The organism is Vitiosangium sp. GDMCC 1.1324, assembly GCF_003044305.1.
Lineage (GTDB): Bacteria > Myxococcota > Myxococcia > Myxococcales > Myxococcaceae > Archangium.
In genome coordinates this window covers 197,537-219,390 of the sequence record NZ_PZOX01000008.1, presented here as the reverse complement: position 1 = coordinate 219,390, position 21,854 = coordinate 197,537, and the positions used below count along the sequence as shown (strand labels likewise).

The following is a 21,854-nucleotide window of genomic DNA, read 5'->3' as shown; positions in this document are numbered from 1 at the left end:
ACCCCGCCCCGGAGCCGTGGCTCAAGACGCCGCGGCCCGGGGCGCTTTCATTTGAGGCTTCGCGTCGGCGATGGGGGCGGGGACGAGGCGCCCGTCGGGGGTGACGAGGAAGGCCTTGAGCACGAAGTCCTGTCCCATGTGCAGCTCGAGCCGGGGAGCGACGCCGCCCGAGCGCCACTCGGGGCCCACCTGGAGGGTGCCGAGGATTTCGCGCTCCACGCTGGTGGTGTCCAGCGACTCGAAGACGAGCACGGGGACGGGGGTGGAGCCGGGCGGCAGCCCCTCGAGCGCCACGGACTTGCGGCAGGGCACGGGGGTGTTGGCGGGGATGACCTCGTGGGTGGCGCCGCCGGGGAGCATGACGCTCAGGGGCATGGGCACCACGTCCATGAGGCCGGTGCCGCCCGGCCGGGCCAGGTTGCGGCCGAGGATGGCGGCGCCCACGGCCACGCCCAGTTCCGGGTGCACGTCCTTCTCCGAGGAGAAGCGGCGGAAGTGGGAGAGGCGCTCGCGGATGGCGGGCATGCGCGTCTGGCCGCCCACCAGCACCAGCTCGTCCACCTGGTCCGCCTTCAGGCCCGCGCGCTCCAGCACGTCGTCGCACGCGGACACGGTGCGCTCGATGAGCCGCGAGCTCATCTCCTCCAGCCGCTTGCGGGTGAGGCGGAACTGGAAGTCCAGGAAGCCGCCGTCCGGCCCCTGCGCGATGCAGGGCACGCGGATGTCCGCCACCTCGGCCCGGGAGAGCTGAATCTTCACGGACTCGGCGGCGAAGACGAGCCGCTGCATGACGACCTTGTTGCCGCGCAGGTCCACGCCGTGCTGCTGGTGGAACTCCTCCGCCAGGTGCTCGACGATGCACTCGTCGAAGTTGGCGCCGCCCAGGAAGGCATCACCCCCGGTGGCGAGCACCTTCACCACCCGGTTGCGCACGGACATGAGCGTGGCGTCGAAGGTGCCTCCGCCCAGGTCGAACACCATCACCGTCTGCTCGGGGCTGCGCAGGTTGGCGTAGTAGAGCGCCGCAGCGGTGGGCTCGTTGATGATGGCGCGCACCTTGAGGCCCGCGCGCTCGGCGGCGTAGCGCACCGCCTCGCGCTGGCGGATGCTCGCGTGGGCCGGCACGGTGAGCACACACTCGGAGAACGGCTCGCCCGCGGCGTGGTTGGCCAGCGTGAGCGTATGCCGGAGGATGAAGTGCGCCACCTCGTTGAGCGGCGTCACCCGGTTGTACACCTTCACGGCGCAGTAGCCGTCCGGGCCCTCCACCAGGTTGAAGGCGAAGCGCTCGTGGTGCCGCTGCACGTACTCGGACTGGAAGCGCCGCCCGAGGAAGCGCTTGCTGCCGAAGATGGTGTGACGCGGGTCGTCGATGATCTGCCGGCGCGCGGCGGGGCCGACGATGGCCTTGTCCGCTGCGTGGTACCAGGCCACGGAGGGGAGGATGAAGTTCTTCTCCGAGACGGGGACGAGCTTGAGCTTTCCCTGGCGGTCGAAGAACGCCGCTGCCGTGTTGGTCGTGCCGAAGTCGATGCCGAGGATGGGGCCGCTCATGGGGGGGCCCACTGTACCCGGAGCGGGCGGGCACCGCCTGGGTGCCCGTCCGCCAGGACCCGGAGGGCGGGAACGGAACCTTGGGGGGGCTCCGCTCCCGTCACCGGGAGACTACTTGTTGCGCGCGTCCAGCTCGGACTTCGGGATGGGGAAGTGGCTGTGGACCTTGAAGTCCATGCCCTCGGGGTCCTCCCGGCGCAGCTGGTCCAGCTTCCCGTAGCGGCGCATGTCGATCCACCGGTGACCACCCTCGAAGAGCAGCGAGTAGCGGCGCTGGTAGAGCAGCTCGTTGATGGCGGCCTCGCCGTTCAGCACTTCCTCCGACAGGGGCAGGTTGCCCGAGTAGTCCCGGATGAAGTCGAGGTCGACCTTGGCGGCGATGTACTTCTCCAGCCGGATGTTGGCCTCGGCGCGCAGGAGGATGAGCTCCTCGTTGCGGATGATGGGGATGGGCGCCGTGTCCGCCTTGTACTGGGTGAAGACGAGGTCGTACGGCGTGGTGAAGCCCGGCAGCTCACCCGGCTTGTCCGTGGTGGCCACCTTGCGCAGCACGCGGGCATCCAGCTTGGTGCCATCCTTCTGCTTCTGCGCGTCCGCCAGGAGGACGCTGTTGGCGTAGATGTTGGGGCCGTTGAGCGTGTTCTTCACGTCACCGGAGCCGGTGCTGAAGGCGTGGTACACGCCCAGGTCCAGCGAGGCGTCCGTGTCGAGGAAGGACTCGGACAGGTCGGTGAGCGCGTCCTCCCACTTCTCGCTGTACACGTCCACCCGGGCCTTGAGCGCGCGGTTGAACTTGAGGAAGGTGGCGGGCTTGTCGAACCCCGTGAAGCCGCTGCTGAGCGGGAAGGGGAACTTGTCGCCACCGGCCTTCAGGTGCTCCTTGGCCTCGTCGAGCAGCTTGCGGATGTGGGCCAGCACCTCCGGCTTCGACACGATGGGCGCCAGCTCGCTGCCGAACGGGCGGTTCACGTCGATGGGCGCGCCGTCGGTGTCCCGGGTGTTGATGATGACCAGGAAGTCCAGGGCCTGGATCGTCTTCGCGTAGCCCTGGATGGCCTGCTTCTCGGCGTCGCTCACGCCGTTGACCTTCTCCAGGGCGTTGAGCAGCGTGTTGGCGTTGCGGATGTTGGCGTAGGGCGCGTTCCAGAAGTTGCCGCCGAAGGCCGGGCTACCGCCATTGAGCCCGACACCCTGCAGCATCTCGCCGACGTAGCGGGGGTCCGCCGAGTCCAGCACGATCCCCTCGCGGCCGAGCACGCCCATCAGGGCCACGTACCCGTTCTGGTTGGTCATACCCGCGCGCGTGCCGATGAGCAGACCCGTGGACGCGTTGAGCACGGCGGTGCGCGTGGGGGTCTGCTCGAACGACTCGACGCTGGGGTTGTTCAGGTCCGGAACCGTCAGGTCTCCGCACCCGCCGAGCCCCATCGTGGCGCACAGCGCCAGGGCCACCTTCGTCATCTTCTTCATGTCGCGAATCCTCATGGTCCTAGAACCCCACATCGAGCGACGTCCAGAAGCTGCGGCTGGGCGGGAAGGGGGCCACATCGACGTTGCGGGCGATGGCCTGGTTGCCGAAGTTGCTCACCTCGGGGTCCAGACCGGAGTACTTGGTGAAGGTGAGCAGGTTGCGGCCGCTGATGCTCAGCCGGCCCGTCTTCACCGCCGGAATCTTGGTCACCCACTCCTGGGGCAGGTTGTAGCTGATCGTCACCTCACGCAGCTTGAGGAACGTGGCGTCCTCCACGTACACGGAGGCGTTGGTCAGCCACTCCTTCTGCCGGGCCGCGCCCTTGGTCGTGTAGTCCGCCGAGTTCTTGTTGGCGTCGTAGAGGAAGCGGGTCAGGTTGATGACGTCGCTGCCCTGCTGCCAGTCGAGCAGGAAGGACAGGCTGAGGTCCTTCCACTTCACCGTGTTACCGAAGCCGATGCGGAAGTCCGGCTCCGTGTCGCCAATCTTCTTGAGCACCGTCGTGCCGTCCGCCTGCACCACGTCGCCGACGATCTGCGTGGCGCTGGCGCCCTCCTGGAGGCGGAACTCGCCCAGGCTGGTGCCGAAGACGGGGACGTTGAAGGGGCCCTCGGGCAGCGAGGTGACCGTGCTGCGGTTGAGGGTGAAGGTGAGGTTGGAGGTCCAGTCCCAGTCGGTGTTGCGCACCGGGGAGACCTGGAGCATCGCCTCCACGCCGCGGTTGCGCAGCGAACCGCCGTTGGTGAACTCGGTGGTGAAGCCGCTGGAGCCACCCAGGGTGCGCTGCAGCAGCAGGTCGGAGATGTTGCGCTGGTAGACGGTCAACTCCACCACGGCGTTGCCGTTGAAGAGCATGGCGTCCACGCCGGCTTCCACCTCGCGCTGGCGCTCGGGGCGGATGTCCTTGGAGCCGGCCACGCCGGAGCCGATGATGGCGGGCGAGCCCTCGATGTTGTTGATGGAGGACAGGGACCGGTACTTCTGGCCGTAGGTGGGCAGGTTGCCCGTCTCACCGTACGAGGCGCGGACCTTGAACTCGTTGATGGCCGGGTGGAAGGGCTCGATGCGGTAGGCGGCGGCGACCTTCGGGAAGAAGAAGAGCTGGTCGGGGTTGCCGTTGTTGCTGCTCTGCTCGCCGCGCACGGCGCCCACCAGGGTGAGGTGCTCCTTGAGCAGCAGCATCTCCTCCTGGAGGTAGAAGCCGCGGTCACGCACGAGCTGCCGGTTCTGGCGCACGTTGATCTGCGTGCCGGAGCTCACGTTCTCCTGGTCGGCGATCTGCCCGGCGCTGCGGACGTAGAGCGTGTCCAGGCTGCGCTGCTCGTACTGGAAGCCCGCGGAGGTGGTGGCGCTCAGCGCCCCGCTGGTGGGCCGGTAGGTGTGCACCACGTTGGCGCCAGTGTTGAGGTTGAGCACCTCGCTGGTGGCCATCAGGGACGTGCCCGGCAGGCCGTCCAGCGGCAGCTCGTAGGCGAGCGTGCTCGGCGAGAACAGCTTGTTCTGCTGCTGGAAGCGGTCCACGCCCAGGTTGCCGAGCAACTTGAAGCTCTGCGTCTCGGTCTTGTAGATGTTCCACACCGCGTCCGCCGAGCCGAGGAGGCGCCACACGTCCTCGTCGTTCTTCAGCAGGGCGGCCGTCTGCAGCGGGTTGGACGTACTGGAGACGAAGGGGTTGGCGGGGTAGATGCCGTCCTTGGCGCGCAGGTCGATGAACGTCGGCGTGGACGCCAACGCCATGTAGTACGTGATGTTGGTGTTGTCGTTGTTGGTGAGGCCGCGGTTGCCCAGCGAGTGGACGAGGTTGGCGCTGGCATTCACCTCGATGTCGCTGCCCAGCTTCTGCCCCAGGTTGAGGCGGAAGGACTGCTTCTGGTAGCCGGTGTTCTCGATGATGCCCTTGTCATCCTTCACCATGGCCGAGGCGAAGTAGCGGGTATCCCCGGAGGTGCCGCTCACGCTGGCGAGCGTCTCGTAGGACAGGTCCCTGCGGCCGGCCAGCAGCGCCTCCTGGTCGAAGGACTGGCCCGTCCAGTACTGCGCGGCCACCTTCTCGCCGTAGCGCGCCACCACGTCCTCACGCGAGGTGAAGGGGCGCGAGCCAATCTTGTTGGACAGCGAGTACATGCCCAGGCGCTGGGTGACGTCCACCTTGGGGGCGCCCGCCCTGCCCTTCTTGGTGGTGATGATGACGACGCCGTTGCTGGCCTTGGAGCCGTAGATGGCCGCCGCGGACGCGCCCTTGAGGACCTCGATGCTCTCGATGTCGTTGGGGTTGAGGTCCGCGATGCGGTTGACCTGGTTGTCCTGCGTGGCCGCGGGGTTGGAGCCGCGCACGGACTCGGTCAGCTGGTAGACACCCGAGGCGATGGCCACGTCGCTGATGATGACGCCGTCCACCACGTAGAGCGGCGCGGACGAGCCGTTGATGGTGGACACGCCACGCAGCTTCAGCTGCATGCCGCCACCCGGAGCGCCCGAGTTGCTCTGGATGTTGGCGCCGGCCACCTTGCCCTGGAGCGCCTGGTCCACCGTGGCCGCCGGAGCGCGGTTGAGCTCCTCGGCGTTCACCGAGGCCACCGAGTTGGCCAGGTTCTTGCGGGCTACCTCACTGGCGCGGCCCACCACCACGACCTCCTCGACGAAGGTGGCGTCCAGCGACACCGTCACGTCGTTGCGGCTGGCGCCGACGGTGACCTCGCGGTCCTTGTGGTCCTGGCTGGAGAAGAGCAGCGTCACCGGGCCCTTGGGAACATCCAGGGAGAAGGTGCCGTCGAGCTCCGTCTCCGTGCCCTTGGTGGTGCCCTTGATGATGACGCGCGTGAGCGGCAGGCCATCATTGGTGAGGGCGTCCAGTACCTTGCCGGAGATTTTGCGCGTGTTGGCCGGTGCGGGAATGACAGCGGCGGCCGGTTGTTGCTCGGCGGGTTGGGGCGCCGCGGCGGGCTGCGGTGCCGCCGTGCCCTCCTGCTGCGCTCTGGCTTCGACGGAAAGGAGTGCGAGTGCGCACCCCGAAATCAACGCCTGTTTCAGCGTCATTCGCTCTTCACCTCAAATGATGCGGATGGAGCGGCCCCCTGGGATGGGCTGCCGTTGACTGGGGATCGTGTGTGGGGCGGGGGCGTACAGTCAACGTCGCTAATCATGGGCAAAACCGTGTATGCTGGGGTCTGCCTTTCCGATGGTGTGGAAATTTTCGAGTCCCAGTCGCAAAGTGACGTCTCTGGTCATGCTCCTGGCCCAGGTTCCGGGCCTGGCGGCGGGGCAGGCGGGTGACGCGCCGCGTGCCGGAGCCGAGCCACCTTCCAGGGAACAACCATTGTTTGCGGTGGTTCCCGCGGCGATCTCCGTGGCGCCCGGACTGCTGCTGCACGGGTTGGGACCGCTCGCCGAGGGAGACGTGCAGCTGGCGAAGTGGCTCTTCGCGATGGAGGGCACGGGGCTGGCGCTGCTCGTGGGGGCCGGGGCGCCCATCTATCTATCGGGGCAGACGCGGCAGTTCGCGGGGCCGCTCTACACGCTGGCGCTGACGGGGGCGGGGCTCTTCTCCATCTCCGCGCTGGCCAACCTCTATGCGGCGGTGGGGCCGGCGTTTCCTCCGGGCGTGGCACCGGCGCGCCTGCCTCCGCTCGAGCTGGAGGTGGGGTACCAGCACGTGGTGGATGCGAGCTTTCCCCAGCGTCATGCCTTCGTCTCGCTGGGCGCGGTGGCGCGCGTGGAGCATGTGCGGCTGGAGGCCGGAGCGCGCGTGTCTCCGGATGACGGAAACCTGCGCGTGCGCGTGGGCGGCGCGTACCGGTTGTTGGGGGAGCCCGAGGGCGCGCTCGGGGGCGCGGATGGCACCGCGTTGGATGTGGAGCTCGCGGCGCTCGTGCACCGCTTCCCCTCGGAGGGCTTCACGCTCGGCGGTGGGGAGGTGTTCCTGCGGGGCCGCCATGCCATGGCGCGCTTGAGCCCGCGCCTCGCTGGCACCTTCGCGGAGATGGGCGTGGGGTTGGCGTTGCAGCACTTCGTCTTCGACGGGCCGGGCGTCGATGACAGCTTGAACGACGCGCTGCTCTTCACCTTCGGCTACGGCGTGTACCTGGGACGCGGAGGGCCACTGCGCGGCGAGGCGCTGCTCTATTACGACCACCGCAAGGACGACTTCCCGGGGGCCGTGAAGAACGTGGGCGGAGTGCCGCTGGGGTACTTCGGGTTGCGCGGGCGCGTGCTTCTCACCGCGCGGTGGGGACTGTCCGCGGACCTGCAGGTGGGCTCGGCGTGGGTGGGGCGGGTGTCGCTCGTCTACGCGCTGATGCCCTGAGCCGGGCCCATATGACTGACGGGGGAGCGGGTGGAGGCCCGTCCGGGAGTCGAACCCGGCAACAGACGATTTTGCAGATCGCCGCCGCCCCGGGCGGAACGGGCCTCATGGCGCATCCGAGGTGACCCTCGAACCGCGCAGGAGAGGGAGACGGCTCGTGACGAGAAGCCTGACGTGCCGCGCCCGAGCCTTTCTCCCCCGGCTTGTGGAGAGCCGCCCGAGTGTCCGAGACTCGGGGCCTCCATGCCCGCCAGCGACGAACGCCGCCTGCAGGCCCTCATCCTCGCGCCCGTCCGGCGCGTGCAACGGCGCCTCAATGCTGTCATCTGGACCGAGGCCGGCGTGGCGCCCGTGTGGGCCGCCGCCACCGGGTGCGTGCTGGCCCGGCTGCTGTTGAGGGACTCGGCCCCCTGGGTGCTTCCCGTGCCGCTGCTCTCCGCCGGTGTCTGGTGGTTCGTCCGCGCCCGCGCCCGCGGTGTCTCCCTCACGCACGCGGCGGTGCTGGCGGATCGCTCGGCCGGCGCGGGTGGGTTGCTGCTCACCCGGTTGGAGCGCCCCGTGGGCGAATGGGAGCTCTCCGCCAACCAGTACGCCCGCGCGGTGCAGCCGCCTCCGGTGCAATGGAAGCGTCCGGCCGGGGCGATGCTCGCGGCGCTCACCTTCCTCGCGGTGGGTTTCCTCCTGCCGCTGCCCGCCCGTCAGGTGCGAACGGCCAACGCCGCCGCCTCCGCGAAGGTGGCCGCCGTGCAGGCCATGGCCGAGGCGCTCGCCCGCGAGGAGCCGCTGGGCACCCCCCTGGAGGAGGAGCTGCGCCGGCTCACCGAGGAGGTGGCCGAGGGCCGCTTCGATGCCGCCGATTGGGAGGCCGCCGACGGCCTGGAGAAGTCGCTCGAGGCCCGCGCCGCGAAGGCCGCCGCCGAGCTGGCCGCCGCCTCCGAGGCCGCGCGAGAGCTGGAGCAGTCCCTGGATGCCGCCTCGGGAGCCGAGGCCGCCGCCCGGGAGCGTGAGGCGCTCGAGAACGCGCTGACGGCCCTGGGCCATGACAGCGCCACGAACCCGTCCCAGCAGCAGGGCCAGGATGGGGACAACTCCCCGTCGGGCAATGGGAGCGGTGGCGCGGGAGCGGGAGATGGTGGCACCGGCTCCGCCCAGGCGAAGCAGGGAGGCCAGGGCGCTTCGCGCTCGCGCGACGAGGTGGCCAACCTGCGTGAGACGCTCGAGCGCCGCCAGCGCGAGTTGGAGCAGCGTTTCGGCCAGGGCGCCGAACGCAAGGGCTCTCAAGGTGGAGAGGGGGAGGGGGAGGGGCGTCAGGGCGGCCATGCGAGCCGCCAGGGTGGGAAAGGGAAGGGCGCTGGCACTGGGCGTGGCGGGGAGAGCCGCCCGCTCGTCTTCGGCGACAAGGCGGAGATGGACCCGGAGCGGCTCGCCTTCAAACCCCTGCCCAAGGGCCAGGGCGGCGAGGCGCAGGGGCTCTGGGGCCTGAAGAGCGCGGACCCGGAGAAGCGCGAGGGCGGCGGAGGAGGCGGCGGGCAGGGGACGAGCGCCCAGGGCGACGCGGAAGCGGGACATTCGGCGGGGCCGCTGCTGCCTCGCAACCGGGAGCTGGTGAAGCGGTATTTCGGGGGGGAACCCTAGGAGAGGAGTCGGCCGTGTCGGAATTGTTGAGCCCCGCCGAGGTGCAGGGCGCGGCGGAGAGGGTGGCTCAGCTCCAGAAGGGGCTGAACCAGGTGCTGCTCGACCAGGCGCAGGTGGTGGAGCAGGTGACGGCGGCGGTGCTCGCACGCGGCCACATGCTGCTCGAGGGCCTGCCGGGCCTCGGCAAGACGGAGCTGTGCAAGGCGCTCGCGCGGCTGCTCGGGATGCCCTTCCGCCGCATCCAGTTCACCCCGGACCTGCTGCCCGGCGACATCACCGGCACCTATGTCCTCGAGGGCGAGGGTCGCCGCGACTTCACCTTCCGCGAGGGCCCCCTCTTCGCCAACGTGGTGCTCGCGGATGAGATCAACCGCTCCAGCCCCAAGACGCAGGCCGCGCTGCTCGAGGCCATGCAGGAGCGTAGCGTGACGGTGCTCGGCCAGACGCGCCCGCTGCCCGAGCCCTTCTTCGTGCTCGCCACCCAGAACCCCATCGAGCTCGAGGGCACCTATCCGCTGCCCGAGGCGCAGCTCGACCGTTTCCTCTTCCGCGTCCAGGTGCCGCCCGTGGGCGCGAAGACGCTCAGCACCCTGCTCACCACGCGCGTGCGTGGCACGCCGCCCGTGCTGACCTCGGTGACGGACGCCGAGGGCCTCGCCTCCCTCTTCGCCGCGGTGGACCGGGTGCACCTGCCCGTGCCGGTGGCGGACTTCATCGGCCGGTTGGTGGAGTCGAGCGATCCGCGCAGTCCGGGCGCTCCAGAGCCAGTGCGCCGCTTCGTGCGCTACGGGGCCAGCCCCCGCGCGGCCCTGGCCCTGGCCGCCTCCGGACGGGCGCTCGCGCTGATGCGGGGCAAGCCCAACGTGGGCTTCGACGAGGTGGTGGCCGCCGCCCCCGCCGTCCTCAACCACCGGCTGGTGCTCGCCTACGAGGCTTCTCTGGAGAAGGTGGGTTCGCTCGACGTGGTGCGTGCCCTGCTCCAGGCCGTCCCCGAGGTGCCTCGTGCGTGAGCGCTTCGCCGCCGTGCTCCTCGCTCTCTTGTGCGCAGGCTCCGCCCCCTCGCTCGCCCAGGCTGCCGAGCCCGAGCCAGCGGCGACGGCCACGCCCGAGGCGGCACCCGCGGACGAAGAGACGGAGCCCGCGGCCGAGGATGAGGCCGGTGATGAGGTGGAACCGGCGACGGAAGCGGTGGCCCCCGCGGCGGCGGCGGCGGCGGCGCCCGCGGTCGTCCGAGGCGAGGAGCGCTGGGAGCGGGGTTACCAGGAGGTGCAGAGCCACGCGGAGAACGTGTCCGAGGGAAGCCTGCGGGTCTCCGTGGCCACCGCCGTGCTGCGCCCCTCGCGAGGCTACATCCCGTTGGAGGTGACGCTCCACAACCCGGAAGCCATCCCTCGCGCCGTGCGCATCGGCGTCGAGTCCAGTGCCGGTGGCCGCGCCGAGATCGCCTCGCGTCAGGTCGAAGTGGGCGCCCGCCAGCGGCTCTCCATCTGGTTGCCCGTTCCCGTCGCCGCTCACGGCGGCGTCGTGCGCGTGCAGAGCCTGGGGCTCGCCTTCCGTCCCCTCTCCTTCTACTCGGTGGACCCGACGGGCGCGGGGGCGCTGGTGCTGGGCTCGGAGCGGGCCTTCCAGTCCGGCACCCGCCTGCCCCGTGTGGAGAAGCAGCCGAAGCTGTCGGTCCGCTTCGTCGCGCCGGAGGACGCACCGCGCGAGCTCGCCGCCTACGTGGGCCACCACCTGGTCGTGGTGGCGGATGTCACCACGCTGTCGGCGGACGCCTGGAGCGCGCTCGAGGCCTACGCCTCCACCGGAGGCTACCTGGTCCTCCTCCGCCCTCCGCGAGACGTGGAGCAGCGCCTGCCCCTGCTCTCCGGCACCACCTCGGGAGGCGTGCAGTCCTATGGCTTCGGCCGGGTGCTGTTGTGCGGCACGGCAGAGGCGTGCGGCTCCGGGCTGATCACTGCCGCGGATGCGATCACGAATCCCTCGGAGAACAAGATGGGGGTCGTCACCGAGGGCACCGGGGGCATCATCACGCCCATCGGGCCTCCACCCAACTGGCAGCGCAGCAGTCAGATGCTGGCCGGTGGCGAGCAACCGCTGCTGCCCGGAGTCCAGGCGCCGGTGGGCCGCTTCCTGCTCCTCATCACCCTCTTCGTGCTGGCGGTGGGGCCCGGAGGGCTCGCACTGGCCCGGCGCAAGGGGCCCGTGGCTCTGCTCATCGCCGTGCCCGCGGTGGCGTTCATCACGTGTCTGGCCATCATCGCCTGGGCGGTGCTCGTGGAGGGCTTCTCCATCCATTCCTCCCGCTACAGCCTCATCTGGTTGGACCGGGAGCGGGACCGGGCCGTGACGGTGGGCCTCGGGGGCTACTACGCCAACCTGGAGCCCGAAGGCATCCGCGTCCCCGCCCTGGGCGTGCTCCTCGGGCCGGAGGTGGACTACGACGCCACGCTCGTGGAGGGCGACTGGACGAATGGCATGGTGGTGACGGGCGGCTTCCTGCCCTCGCGCACCTACCGGGAGTGGGGCGAGCTGGCGGTGGTGCCCACGCGGGCCCGGCTCGTGGTGCGGCGGGAGGGGAAGGGCTGGCGGGTGCAGAACGCGCTCGGCTCTCCGCTCACGGAGGGGTACGTCCGGGCCGGTGGCAAGCTGTGGACGCTCCCAGTGCTCGCCGAGGGCTCCGAGGGGGTGCTCACCCTCGCGTCCGACGTCGACGAGCGGAAGGTGCTCCCGCAGTTCACGCACTACTCTGGGCCCGCGGAGCGCCGCTTCGCGAACGTGCCCTGGTCCGAGTTCAGCAAGCCCCTGCCCGAGGGTGGTTTCCTCGCGAGGCTGTCGGGCCCGGGGCTGGCGCCCACGGCGGCGCTCCCGGTGGAGCTGCACGAGGGGGTGCACTTCGTGCGCGGAAGGGTGGATGGACCATGAGCCTGTTGGAGGTGAAGGGGCTGCGGCGCGACTACGGCGCCCTGCGCGCGGTGGATGACGTGTCCTTCGAGCTGGAGGCGGGCACCATCCTGGGCTTCATCGGGCCCAACGGCGCCGGCAAGAGCACCACCATGCGCATCATCGCCACCCTGGACACGCCTACTGCGGGCGTGGTGACGCTGGACGGGCACTCGGTGGTGGACTCCCCGGACAAGGCACGGCCGCTCATCGGCTACATGCCGGACCGCTACGGCACCTACGACGACGTCACCGTTTTCGAGTTCCTCGACTTCTTCGCGCGTGCCTACGGACTGAAGGGTCAGGCGCGGACGAAGCGCGTGGACTCGGTGATGGAGTTCACCGGGCTGCTGCCGCTCAAGGACAAGCTCACCAGCGCGCTCTCCAAGGGCATGAAGCAGCGCGTGGCGCTCGGGCGCACGCTGCTGCACGACCCGAAGCTGCTCATCCTCGACGAGCCGGCGGACGGTCTGGACCCGCGCGCCCGGATCGAGCTGCGCGAGCTGCTGCGCGCGCTCGCGGACCAGGGCAAGGCGGTGCTCATCTCCAGCCACATCCTCACCGAGCTGGCCGAAATCTGTGACACCTGCGCCATCATCGAGCAGGGCCGACTGCTGGCCACGGGCCGGGTGGCGGACCTCCTCGCGCAGGCCAACGGGTCGGCGGTGGCGGAGTTGATGGTGCGTCTGTTTCCGGGCGAGGAGGGCGAGGCGGTGTGGGCGCGTGCCGAGCGGCTGCTGCTGGAGCAGCCCCGGGTGAAGCAGGTGGCGCGCGAGGGCGAGGTGCTGCGCGTCCGGCTGGAGCACGAGGGCGGTGCGGCGGCCGGCAACTGGATGGACGAGTCGGCGGCGCGGCTGCTGGCGGCACTGGTGGGGGCGGGCGTGCCCGTGTGCTCCTTCAGCCACCGCGAGCGCAACCTGGAGGATGCCTTCATGCACGTGACGAAGGGGAGGGTGGCGTGAGCGCGACGGCCACGGACACCGCGGGCTCTGCCCCGCCTCGGGAGGCCCGGCCCCGGTTGCTGGAGCGGCTGGGCGACAGGCTCAACCCGCTCGTGGTGAAGGAGGTGCGCCAGGGCATCCGCTCCCGCGTCTTCTGGGCGAGCTTCGGGTTGATGCTGCTGGCTTGCCTCATCCTGTCGATGGTGGCCTATGCCTCCTCACAGGACTCCGGCCTCTCCACCCAGGGCAAGGACTTCTTCTTCGCCTTCTTCATCTGCCTGGGCGTGGTGCACTTCTTCATCATCCCCTACAGCGCCTACCGCTCCCTGGCTCGCGAGCGCGAGGACGAGACGTGGGTGCTCCTCATCCTCACCGGCCTGGGGCCCCGGCGGATTCTTCTCGGCAAGGTGGCCTCCTTCCTGGTGCAGGCAGGGCTGTACGCCTCTGCCGTGGGGCCCTTCCTCCTCTTCAGCTACTACCTCAACGGCATCGACCTGCCGACCATCCTCATCGTGCTCGGGCTGGGCGCCTCCTGGCTCCTGTTCCTCACCGTGGTCGCGGTGGCCGCGGCCACGCTCGCCGATGCGCGCATGGGCCGTGCCCTGGTGCACCTCGTCCTGCTGGCTGGGCTCCTCCTGTCCCTCGTCTACGGGCTGATGTCGGCCTTCGTCCTGAGCGAGCAGGGCTACCGCTTCCTCACCCGAGACAAGGAGTTCGTCGTCTTCGCCTGCTCCTTCCTGTGGGCCATGCTCACCTATGGGTGGCTGCTCTTCGAGACGGCCGCCGCCCGGCTGTCGCTGTCCACGGAGAACTACACCTTCGGCGCCCGGCTGGCGCTCGCCCTCCAGATGCTGCTCTCCGGAGTCGTCCTGGCGGGGCTGTGGATGGTGAAGAACCTGTCCACGGACATGGCCACGGTGTCGAGCATCCTGGGGTGTCTGCACCTGTCCGTCACCGGCATCTTCGTGGCCACGGACGTGGACGGTCAGGCCCGGGCCCTGCGCGCCGCCACCCGGCCCTGGTCGCTGCTGCGTCCGGGCGCGGTGCGGGGCTTCCGGCTCGTCACGCTGCTCCTCCTCTTCTGGGCGGGGGTGTGCTTCGCGCTCTACAGCCTGTCCCTGGACCGCATCACCTCGGGCGCCCACCTGCTCGGCCTGCTCGCCGCGCCGGCGTATGCGCTTCTCTTCCTCTCCCTGCCGCTGCTGGTGGGGCGCCTGCCGCGCTCGGACCGGCTCGCCTCCCCGGCGGTGGTGCGCGTCCTCTTCTTCGCGCTGGCGGGCCTGGCTGGCGCCCTGCCCCCGCTCGTGGCCGTCCTCCTGGGCCAGCACGCGGATGACCCGCTCTTCAACCTGCTCAACCCCTTCGTCGGGATGGCGAACTTCAGCGATTACGACTACTCGACGAACGAGTCGAAGATGAGCCTGGGGCTGCTCGCCTGCGTGTGGTTGGTGGCCGTGCTCACCACCTTCGCCGCGGACCGCACCCTCGTCGAGCGCGAGCGCCGGGCCCACGCCTCATGAGTCCCGCCCTGGACTTCGACGAGGCGGAGGTGGCCCGGCTGGCTCCGGGCCTCGCCCTGGCGCTGCCTCGCACGCCTCAGCGTGGCCGGACGGGAGAGGTGCGAGCGGCCTCGGCTGGAGCCTCGCTGGAGCTGCACGACTTCCGCGCCTACCAGCCGGGAGACGACCTGCGGCAGATGGACTGGAACGCGGTGGCGCGCACCGGCGAGCTGATTCTGCGCGTGCGCCAGGACGAGGTGTCCCCTCGCCTGGAGGTGCTGCTGGATGGCTCGCGCAGCATGGCGCTGTCGCCGCGCAAGGCCGGGTGCGCGCGGGAACTGGCGCTGCTGGCCACGGAGGTGGGCGCGCAGCAGGGCCTGAGCCCCACGCTGCTGGTGGGCGGTGCCCGCCCCGAGCGTGTGCAGGGCCAGGTGTGCCGCTCCGCCCTGCGCTCCACTGCCTTCGACGCGAAGGATGATCTGCACGCCGCCCTTGGGCGCCTGCCACCGCTGCGCCCGTGTGGCTTGCGCGTGGTGGTGAGCGACTTCCTCTTCGAGGCCCCGATGCCGGCACTCGTGTCGCGGCTGGCGCAGGGGGCCTCGGCGCTCTTCCTGGTGCAGGTGCTGGACGTGGAGGACCTCGATCCCACGGGTGGAGAAGGCGCGCGGCTGGTGGACGCGGAGAGTGGCGCGGCACTCGAGGAACTCCTCACGGAGGACGTGCTGGCCGCGTACGCGCGGCGCTTCGCCGAGCACCAGAAATCCCTCGGAGCCGCGGCGGCCAGGGTCCGGGCGGCGCACCTGGTGGCTCCCTCGCTCCAGCCCCTGCGCGCATTGGTGGCGGGTCCGCTGCGGCCCCTCTTCCTCCCGGCGGGGGTGGCATGAGCTTCAGAATCCGTGCTGGGCTGCTCATGCTCTTAGCTGCTGCTTGTACGGCACCGAGACCGAATCCGTATGTCACGAGTCCCGAACCAGGAGAAACGTTGACGAGCGTTTCTGGTCCCATGTCGGACTTTGGCCGCTATGCCAATGTCTCGGATGCCATCCTCGCCGCGTGCCCGGTCATCCTGCGGCAGCCACATGCGATGATTCCAGTCCCGAGGAATCATCAGGACTTCAGCGTGTACTGGAAAACGGCGAGTGAGTACTGCGCCTGGCTGTATTCCGTTGATGGTGAGCATGTAGAGATGAGTCTGCTGACGACGAGCCCCGTCCAGGATGACCCGTCAAGGCGGCGGTGTGATCTACCGGCCCACGTCGCGGACAAGCGCCACTCGGATGCCGCGGTGGCCTATCTCGTGATGCTCCATAATCATCCTGGCGGTGACAGCATCTCGCTGCCTGAGCTCTATGCCATTGCTGGAATGGCACGAATTCACGGCCCCACGACACGGGTTCGAGGGCAGCAAGTCTCTATCAGCATCGCCGCGTTCTTCGGCAGGGAACGGGATGGCAAGCCAGAGTGCGCGGGCTTCTATCATTACGTTCCGGCCCGGAGTGATGAGATCATCCGGTACACGCTCGACGAGGGACGCTTGAAGAAGAATGTGGTCGCGCGTGTCGCCTGGTCCAGCGATGGGACTCCGAAGATCCAGCCCATTGAGGAGCGGCCATGAGGGCAATGAGCTTCGCGCTTCTGCTCATTGTCCTCTCCCTGGGTTGTTTTCATCACCGGGGTTGGTTCGAGCACCAGGAGCCGAGCGTCCAGATACTCAGCTACGATTCCATCATGGTGGGCGGTTACATCGATGGCCCCACACTTCGAGCGCTCAAGGTCGTCGCTGACGATTTCTTTCCTGCCGGTGGCCCTCCGCGCGCATGCATCGACACGCCAGAGGCATACAAGTACTACTCCGTCCGGCGCGGTGAGATCATCTACGTGGCGATTCTGCAGAACCCTGGTTATTGCGGTCGTGCGTACTCCTCCCTGGATGCCGGAGCGAGATATGCGATCAGCATCGACGGGCGTATCCTCCGCCGACTGCTTGCTGGAGAGCCGGATGTGGACACACTGGAGGATGGCGGTCTCAGGGAGAGTGGCTCCGAGCAATCCTTCCTGGATGGCGGAGCCTCGGCGATCGACGTGACCGTCCCTCCGGATGCACGAGTCAGTTTCCCCGTTTCTACCGACGCGGGCAGCCCGTTGCCCGACGCGGGCAGCCCGTTGCCCGACGCGGGAATGCCTTGAGCGCGACACCGCGAGGATCGACCCGCTGGGGTACTCCATGAGCTTCGGCTTCCCCTGGGGATTGCTGGCGCTGGGGGCGCTCGTGTCACTGGTGGCGGCGTACTTCCTGCGCCGCAAGCAGAAGCCAGTGGTGGTGAGCGCCCTCTTCCTCTGGCGCACGCCCCGCCCACGTGCCGAGGCCGGCCCGCGCTTCGAGCGCTTCACCCGTGAGGCCTCGCTGCTGCTGGAAGTGCTGGCGGTGGTGGCCGCGGCCCTCTTCCTCGCGGACGTGCGCCTGGGGGAGGACGCCCGGACGCGGCACCTGGTGTTGGTGGTGGATGGGAGCCTCTCCCTGTCCGCTCGCGACCCGGACGGGCGCTCCGTGCTGGAGAAGGTGCGCGCGGAGGCGGCCCGGCGCGTGGAGGAGGAGAAGGCCACGCGCGTGACGGTGTTGGCCAGCGGAACCGTCCCTCGCGTGCTGGCGGGACCGGAGGCCGAGCCCTCGCGCGCCCTCGCCGCGCTGGAGTCCTTCCGTGCCCTCGGGGCGGACCACGATGTGGCGCCCACCCTGCTGTGGGCCCAGGAACTCGCGGGCCCAGGCAGGCGCGTGCACTTCTTCACCGATGCTCCACCCTCGGAAGGCATGGCCGTGCCCTCGGCGGTGCGGTGGTCGGCCTTGGGCGCCTCCCGGGACAACGTGGCGCTGGTGTCCGCCTGGCGCCGGGACGAGGGCTCCACGGCCACGGTGACGCTGCGGGTGGCGCGCTTCGGCTCGTCTCCCCAGGAGACGGAGGTGCGCGCGGTGGCGAAGCCCGGCCCCGGTGCGAAGGAGGGCACCGAGCGGCGCGAGCGGGTGCAACTGCCCGAGGAGGGCGCGGCCACGCTGCGCTTCACCTTCGAGAACGCGGGCGATGTGGAGGTGTCCCTGCCCCCGGACGCGCTACCCGAGGACGGAGAGGCCCGCCTTCCTCCTGCTCCGGAGCGCCGGGTGCGCGTGGCCCTGGCCGAGGGACTCGACGCGCAGGCGCGCTCGGCGCTGGAGCGTTTCTTCTCGGTGGCGCCCGGGCTGGAGCTCGGGCCCGGAGAGGGGGCACTCGTCGTCGGCCCCCGGGGCTCGGACGCGCGGGTGACGGTGGGGGCGGGCGGTACCGTGCGCACCTTCGTGGGCCCCTTCTTCGCGGAGAAGGGCCATCCGCTGCTGGACGATGTGCAACCCGGCGGCGTGCGCTGGGCGGCCGGGAGCGAGGCACCTCCGGGCCGGCCCCTGATGACAGCGGGGGACGTGGTGCTCCTCTCCGAGGAGGAGGGCCGTGTGCATCTCAACGTGGACCTCTCGCGCTCCAACGTGCAGCGCACATCCGTGTGGCCGGTGTTGCTGGGCAACGTGCTGCGCGAGGTACGGCGCTCGCAGGAGGGCTTCCCCCGGCGTCAGCTCTCCCTTGGCGAGTCCCTGCAAGTGGTGACGCGGGCGGGCGCGCGCTACACGCTGGAGGGCCCCGAGGGAGAGCGTCCCCTCTTCGGCGCGGGGGACCTGAGCCTGCCACCTCCCGCGGTGCCCGGCCGCTACACGCTGGAGCGGGAGGGCGAGCCGGTGGACACGGTGGAGGTGCTCCCGCTGGATGCCCGCGAGTCGGACCTGCGCGGGCGAGGCGAGGGCGACAGGCCCGCTCAGGCTGGAGCCGGTGACGACGAGGGTGGAGCGCCTTCCGGCCGGGCGCGCTGGCCGCTGTTGGTGCTGCTGGCGGCACTGCTGGCGGACTTCCACCTCACGCGGCGCACAGAGGTGAAATGAGCTTCTCCCTGCCCCAGGCGCTGGTGCTGCTCGTGCCGCTGGGCCTCTTCCTGTGGAAGCGTGGCCAGCGTCCGGGTCCTCCCATGGTGTTGCGGTGGGCGCTGCTGCTGCTCGTGGTGGGCGCGCTCGCCGGCCCCGAGTGGTTGCTGCGCCACGCGGGCAGCGACGTGGTGGTGGTGGTGGACCGCTCGCGCTCCATGCCGGCCGACGCGGGGCGCGTGGCCTCGGAACTGGTGGGCCTGCTGGAGTCACAGCGGCGCCCCGGTGACAGGGTGGGTGTCATCTCCTTCGGTCGCGAGGCTCGTGTCGAGCACCCGCTGTCGGAGACGGGCCGCTTCGGTGGCTTCACCCGGCCGGTGGACGCGGAGGCGTCGGACCTGTCGGCGGCGCTGGACGCGGCGGGGGCGCTCATTCCGCCGGGCCGCACCGGCCGCGTGCTCGTGGTGTCCGACGGACGGGCCACGGGGGCGGATGCCCGGGGCGCAGCGCGGCGGCTGGCGGCCCGGGGCATTCCCGTGGACTTCCGCCATGTGGCTCGCGAGGACTCGCCGCTCGACCTCGCGGTCCTGTCCCTGGACGTGCCGGCCGCGGTGAAGGCACACGAGCCCTTCCAGATGACAGGTGTGGTGCAGGCCTCGGCGCCCGTCACTGGCACGGTGCGCCTGGAGCGCAACGGCCGCGTGCTGGTGAAGGGGCCCTTCGAGTTCCACGCCGGGCCCAACCTGCTGCCCTTCCGCGACCTGGTGGACGCCCCGGGCCTGGTGGCCTACCGGATGACGGTGGAGGCCTCGGGAGACGGGGTGGTGGAGAACGACGTGGGGCAGGCGGTGCTGCGCGTGGAGGGCCCGCCCCGGGTGCTGCTGCTCACGGACCAACCCGAGGGCACGCTCGCCAAGGCCCTGCGGGTGGCGGGGCTGACGCTGGAGGTTCGCGCGCCCTTCCCCGTGACGCTGGACGCGCTGGATGGCGTGGGCGCGGTGGTGCTGGAGAACGTGGATGCGAACCGGCTCGGAGAGCCGGGGTTGAACGCGCTGGCCTCCTACGTGGAGCAGGCCGGTGGCGGACTGGTGATGACGGGAGGCCGCTCCAGCTTCGGCGAGGGCGGTTACAGGCGCTCGCCGGTGGAGCCGCTGCTGCCGGTGTCGCTGGAGATGCGCGAGGAGCAGCGCCGCACGTCCCTGGCCATGAGCGTGCTGATGGACTGCAGCTGTTCCATGGGGGTCACGGTTCCGGACGGTCGTACGAAAATGGAGCTGGCCGCCGAGGGAGTGGTGGGGGCGCTCACGCTGCTCAACGCCAAGGACGAGGCGTCCGTGCACATGGTAGACACCGAGGCGCACGAGATCTTCCCGATGAGTCCGGTGGAGGAGGGGCTGCCGCTGGACGAGGTGTCGCGGGGCTTCAGCGGCGGAGGCGGCATCTTCGTGGGCGAGGCGCTGCGCGTGGGCAAGAAGCAGATTCTTCGCAGCGACAAGGCCACGCGGCACGTGCTGCTCTTCTCGGACGCGGCGGACTCGGAGGAGGCGGAAGACTACCTGAAGACGCTCTCGGCGCTGCAGCAGGAGAAGGTGACGGTGTCCGTCATCGGCCTGGGCACGGAGAAGGACCCGGACGCGGCACTGCTGAAGGAGATCGCCGCGAAGGGCGGTGGCCGCATCTACTTCGCGGAGGACGCGACGAGCCTGCCGCGCATCTTCAGCCAGGAGACGCTCGCCGTGGCGAGGGCCACCTTCGTGGACGAGCCCGCTACGCTCGAGGCGGCGCCGGACCTGCCGCTGCTCGGCCGGTTGCCGGGGCTGGGGCTGCCCCAGGTGGGCGGCTACAACCTCACGTACTTGCGGCCGCGTGCGAGCGTGGCCATGCGCACGCTGGATGACAACGCGGCGCCGGTGCTGGCGCTGTGGCCGCGCGGCGCGGGGCGGGTGGTGGCCCTCATGGCGGAGGTGGACGGCGAGTACACGGGCGAGCTGCGCTCCTGGAGCGGCCTGCGCGCGGCGCTGGAGGGCATGGTTCGCTGGGCGATGGGCGGCGCGGGCGAAGCCGGTGAGGCGGTGGCGCGCTCGGAGCGGCGGGGCAACCAGCTTCGGGTGACGCTGGACTTCGCGCCGGGAGAGGCGCTGCCGGGCGCGCTGCCCTCGCTGGTGCTGCTGCCGGGAGACGGCCGGGGCTCGCCGGTGGAACTGCCCATGCGCTGGGAGGACGAGGACCGGGTGGCGGCCGAGTACACGCTGCCGGGCAGTGGTTCGTGGCACCCGGTGGTGAAGCTGGGCGCGCGGGTGCTGCGGGCTCCACCGGTGACGTTGCCCTACGCGCCCGAGTTCGAGCCCGGCAATGCGCAGGAGGGGCTCGCGGTGCTGCGAGGAGTGGCGGCCGTGGGCGGCGGCATGGAGCGGCTGTCCATGGCGGGCCTCTTCACCGATGCGCCCCAGTCCGAGGGCCGCGTGGCGCTGGCGCCGTGGTTGGTGGGCCTGGCGGTGGTGGCGCTGCTGGCGGAGGTGGCGGTGCGCCGCTTCCTGTCGGGACCGAGGCCCCGGCGCGCGGTGGCTCCCTCCGCGACGGTGGCCGTGGCGGCAGCGGGCATGCCGGCTTCCTTCCCCAGCTCGAGTCCTTCCACGAGAACGGCCGGAGCGGGAAAGGTGCCAGAGTCCCCGGCCACTTCGGGCGTCACCTTCGGAGCGGCGCCACCCCAGGACGCGCCCGCGAAGGAGAGCGGCGTGGACTCGGCGCTCGAGGCCGCCCGAGAGCGGGCCCGCCGCCGCATGGGCCGTTAACCTGCTTCAGGCAGGTCCGGTAAGGCTCAGGCCGCGGCCCGCTGCGCCTTGATCTCCGCGCTCCGGATTGGACGGTAGTCGCGCGGGGCCTCGAGGTTCAGCCGGCGGCGCACCTCTTCGACCGGCAGCGCGAGGAGCGACTCCCAATCGACGGACGGGAGCCACGCCGCCTTCCATCCGCGGCGGAAGCCGTCGAGGATGGTCGCGCGCGCCATCTGCGCGTCGGACGCGCCGCTCGTCTTGACGAGACCGATGCCGACGATCAGACCGATCGCGGGATTCTTCGTCTGGGCCAGGCTGAACGCGAGGAGCGCCGTCTCGCCGAGCACATCGCCGTGATAGCCGGTCGCGGCGTGCCACAGATCGTGCGTGTCGCGCATGCGCGCGTGCACCCAGTCGAGCGGTGCGGGGAGCGTCTTGTCGAGCGTCGCCCCCTTCGCGGCCGCGTCGCGGATCCCCTGCGCGGAGATGTTCTCGCGTTCAACGAAGTCGAGGTACGCGCGCCCGAGCGACCCTTCGGGGAGCCGCGCGAGGGCCGCGCGATCGGCGAGCACGTCCACGATGTCCGGCTTCTTCGCGAGCAGCGCGCGGCCGCTCTCGCTGCGACGGAACCCCGAGGCGATCCGCTGCATCGTGTCCAACGACAGCGACTCGATGATGGTGAAGACCTGCGGCAGATCGTCGGGATCGTTGGCGAGGATGCGGGCGGCGCGGAACGCGCGACGGGGAGCGAACTGCACGTGCGTCATGGGAGTCCTCCACGGCAACCAGCACGACTG

The 21,854-nt window shown here is 70.4% G+C and carries 15 protein-coding genes and 1 tRNA gene; 11 read left to right on the top strand and 5 right to left on the bottom strand.

Annotated features, from left to right (window positions below; all coding sequences use genetic code 11):
• Positions 1–21: 21 nt before the first annotated feature.
• From DAT35_RS24150 to DAT35_RS24140, 3 genes are all read right to left on the bottom strand, one after another.
• Positions 22–1,554 carry an Hsp70 family protein gene (locus tag DAT35_RS24150; protein ID WP_108069492.1) on the bottom strand — a complete coding sequence of 511 codons (1,533 nt, stop codon included), beginning with the start codon at positions 1,552–1,554 and terminating at the stop codon, positions 22–24.
• 111 nt (positions 1,555–1,665) lie between these two features.
• Complete coding sequence (locus DAT35_RS24145) at positions 1,666–3,024, bottom strand: RagB/SusD family nutrient uptake outer membrane protein (RefSeq protein WP_233261676.1); 1,359 nt, start codon at positions 3,022–3,024, stop codon at positions 1,666–1,668.
• 19 nt (positions 3,025–3,043) lie between these two features.
• Positions 3,044–6,061 (bottom strand): SusC/RagA family TonB-linked outer membrane protein, encoded by a 3,018-nt coding sequence (locus DAT35_RS24140; RefSeq protein ID WP_199242979.1) that lies wholly within the window; start codon positions 6,059–6,061, stop codon positions 3,044–3,046.
• Between the two features lie 175 nt (positions 6,062–6,236).
• Between DAT35_RS24140 and DAT35_RS24135 the strand changes: the two genes are divergently transcribed.
• Positions 6,237–7,328, top strand: coding sequence for a hypothetical protein (locus DAT35_RS24135; RefSeq protein ID WP_233261675.1), 1,092 nt, complete (start codon positions 6,237–6,239; stop codon positions 7,326–7,328).
• A gap of 31 nt (positions 7,329–7,359) precedes the next feature.
• Here DAT35_RS24135 and DAT35_RS59100 read toward each other — a convergent pair.
• Positions 7,360–7,433: transfer RNA gene (locus DAT35_RS59100), tRNA-Cys, on the bottom strand.
• Positions 7,434–7,571: 138 nt separating this feature from the next.
• On the opposite strand from DAT35_RS59100, the gene DAT35_RS24130 reads away from it, so the two are divergent.
• From DAT35_RS24130 to DAT35_RS24085, 10 genes are all read left to right on the top strand, one after another.
• The gene (locus DAT35_RS24130) at positions 7,572–8,963 is read left to right on the top strand and encodes a hypothetical protein (RefSeq protein ID WP_108069489.1); all 1,392 of its coding nucleotides are present in this window, start codon (positions 7,572–7,574) and stop codon (positions 8,961–8,963) included.
• A gap of 14 nt (positions 8,964–8,977) precedes the next feature.
• Positions 8,978–9,973, top strand: a complete 996-nt coding sequence (locus DAT35_RS24125) for a MoxR family ATPase (protein WP_108069488.1) — start codon at positions 8,978–8,980, stop codon at positions 9,971–9,973.
• On the top strand, positions 9,966–11,888 hold the full coding sequence (locus DAT35_RS24120; RefSeq protein ID WP_108069487.1) for a hypothetical protein: 1,923 nt from the start codon (positions 9,966–9,968) through the stop codon (positions 11,886–11,888). Before DAT35_RS24125 ends, DAT35_RS24120 begins: the two co-directional genes overlap by 8 nt.
• Positions 11,885–12,868: an ABC transporter ATP-binding protein gene (locus DAT35_RS24115; protein ID WP_108069486.1), complete on the top strand. Its 984-nt coding sequence runs from the start codon at positions 11,885–11,887 to the stop codon at positions 12,866–12,868. The genes DAT35_RS24120 and DAT35_RS24115 overlap by 4 nt, the downstream gene beginning before the upstream one ends.
• Positions 12,865–14,367, top strand: a complete 1,503-nt coding sequence (locus DAT35_RS24110) for an ABC transporter permease (RefSeq protein ID WP_108069485.1) — start codon at positions 12,865–12,867, stop codon at positions 14,365–14,367. The genes DAT35_RS24115 and DAT35_RS24110 overlap by 4 nt, the downstream gene beginning before the upstream one ends.
• Positions 14,364–15,230: a DUF58 domain-containing protein gene (locus DAT35_RS24105; RefSeq protein WP_108069484.1), complete on the top strand. Its 867-nt coding sequence runs from the start codon at positions 14,364–14,366 to the stop codon at positions 15,228–15,230. The genes DAT35_RS24110 and DAT35_RS24105 overlap by 4 nt, the downstream gene beginning before the upstream one ends.
• A 119-nt stretch (positions 15,231–15,349) precedes the next feature.
• Entirely contained in the window at positions 15,350–15,961 is a 612-nt protein-coding gene (locus DAT35_RS24100; RefSeq protein WP_108069483.1) for a hypothetical protein, read from the top strand.
• 5 nt (positions 15,962–15,966) lie between these two features.
• On the top strand, positions 15,967–16,533 hold the full coding sequence (locus DAT35_RS24095; RefSeq protein ID WP_146209860.1) for a hypothetical protein: 567 nt from the start codon (positions 15,967–15,969) through the stop codon (positions 16,531–16,533).
• Between the two features lie 37 nt (positions 16,534–16,570).
• A complete protein-coding gene (locus DAT35_RS24090) occupies positions 16,571–18,304 on the top strand; it encodes a BatA and WFA domain-containing protein (protein ID WP_108069481.1) in 1,734 nt (577 codons plus the stop codon).
• Complete coding sequence (locus DAT35_RS24085; protein WP_108069480.1) at positions 18,301–21,075, top strand: VWA domain-containing protein; 2,775 nt, start codon at positions 18,301–18,303, stop codon at positions 21,073–21,075. Before DAT35_RS24090 ends, DAT35_RS24085 begins: the two co-directional genes overlap by 4 nt.
• 26 nt (positions 21,076–21,101) lie before the next feature.
• Here the strand turns inward: DAT35_RS24085 and DAT35_RS24080 are convergent, their stop codons facing one another.
• A complete protein-coding gene (locus DAT35_RS24080) occupies positions 21,102–21,824 on the bottom strand; it encodes a Coq4 family protein (protein WP_158501851.1) in 723 nt (240 codons plus the stop codon).
• Between the last annotated feature and the right edge of the window lie 30 nt (positions 21,825–21,854).

Excerpts from the sequence above, each read along its gene's own strand:
- DAT35_RS24150 (WP_108069492.1), bottom strand. The coding sequence starts at position 1,554 with ATGAGCGGCCCCATCCTCGGCATCGACTTCGGCACGACCAACACGGCA.
- DAT35_RS24145 (WP_233261676.1), bottom strand. The coding sequence starts at position 3,024 with ATGAAGAAGATGACGAAGGTGGCCCTGGCGCTGTGCGCCACGATGGGG.
- DAT35_RS24140 (WP_199242979.1), bottom strand. The coding sequence starts at position 6,061 with ATGACGCTGAAACAGGCGTTGATTTCGGGGTGCGCACTCGCACTCCTT.
- DAT35_RS24130 (WP_108069489.1), top strand. The coding sequence starts at position 7,572 with ATGCCCGCCAGCGACGAACGCCGCCTGCAGGCCCTCATCCTCGCGCCC.
- DAT35_RS24115 (WP_108069486.1), top strand. The coding sequence starts at position 11,885 with ATGAGCCTGTTGGAGGTGAAGGGGCTGCGGCGCGACTACGGCGCCCTG.
- DAT35_RS24105 (WP_108069484.1), top strand. The coding sequence starts at position 14,364 with ATGAGTCCCGCCCTGGACTTCGACGAGGCGGAGGTGGCCCGGCTGGCT.
- DAT35_RS24100 (WP_108069483.1), top strand. The coding sequence starts at position 15,350 with ATGTCGGACTTTGGCCGCTATGCCAATGTCTCGGATGCCATCCTCGCC.
- DAT35_RS24095 (WP_146209860.1), top strand. The coding sequence starts at position 15,967 with ATGAGCTTCGCGCTTCTGCTCATTGTCCTCTCCCTGGGTTGTTTTCAT.
- DAT35_RS24090 (WP_108069481.1), top strand. The coding sequence starts at position 16,571 with ATGAGCTTCGGCTTCCCCTGGGGATTGCTGGCGCTGGGGGCGCTCGTG.
- DAT35_RS24085 (WP_108069480.1), top strand. The coding sequence starts at position 18,301 with ATGAGCTTCTCCCTGCCCCAGGCGCTGGTGCTGCTCGTGCCGCTGGGC.
- DAT35_RS24080 (WP_158501851.1), bottom strand. The coding sequence starts at position 21,824 with ATGACGCACGTGCAGTTCGCTCCCCGTCGCGCGTTCCGCGCCGCCCGC.